The organism is Pseudomonas sp. IPO3749 (genome assembly GCF_013386605.1).
GTDB lineage: Bacteria > Pseudomonadota > Gammaproteobacteria > Pseudomonadales > Pseudomonadaceae > Aquipseudomonas > Aquipseudomonas azotoformans_A.
Genome location: NZ_JACARN010000150.1, coordinates 1 through 621 on the forward strand (window position 1 = coordinate 1; position 621 = coordinate 621).

Consider the following 621-nt stretch of genomic DNA (forward strand, 5'->3'; position numbering starts at 1 on the left):
TTAGAGCGGTATCACAACACGACCAAGTCTAATAGTTGAACGCGAGTGCCCGAGCCCATTTACAGCAACCCCGCTCGCCAAGGCAAATGAGCCCCTGTGGCGAGCGAGCGAGCGAGCTTGCTCGCGCTGGGCCGCGCAGCGCAGGGCAAGCCTGCTCCGTATTCACCACCAATAGGTAGAACGCAAAGCGAATACAATGAAGCCACGCATTTTTACAAACAGGCACACAAAAAAATGAATGTAATCTTGACCCCACTCACCTTAGAGGCCATGCGTTTATTAGACATAGACGAATGCCCAGAATCTTTACTCGAAAGCGTTACCCTTAACCCTGAAGAGTACAAACAACTTCTTCAATCAGGCGCTCTACAAGCGATAAACACCACGCTTGGAAAAATAATCGACGATTACGAAGATGAAGCCATTCACAACCTTGCGGATCTCACAAAAACCGTAGAGATTCTCAACAACCATTTGACGCACGAAAACTCATCTACTATGAAAAAAATAATTGATCTAAATACCCTTGCGATCAAAAACCGAACAGGCCTGTTTTTCTTCTTCTAGTTTTTTACAAACGCTGCGTTAGTACCCCTCACCCCCACGCCACCACCAGCAACC

The 621-nt window shown here is 47.3% G+C and carries 1 protein-coding gene; it reads left to right on the plus strand.

The genetic code is table 11. From position 1 onward, the window contains the following. Window positions 1–96: 96 nt before the first annotated feature. Window positions 97–567: a hypothetical protein gene (locus tag HX812_RS31870; protein WP_235165483.1), complete on the plus strand. Its 471-nt coding sequence runs from the start codon at window positions 97–99 to the stop codon at window positions 565–567. Window positions 568–621 lie beyond the last annotated feature (54 nt).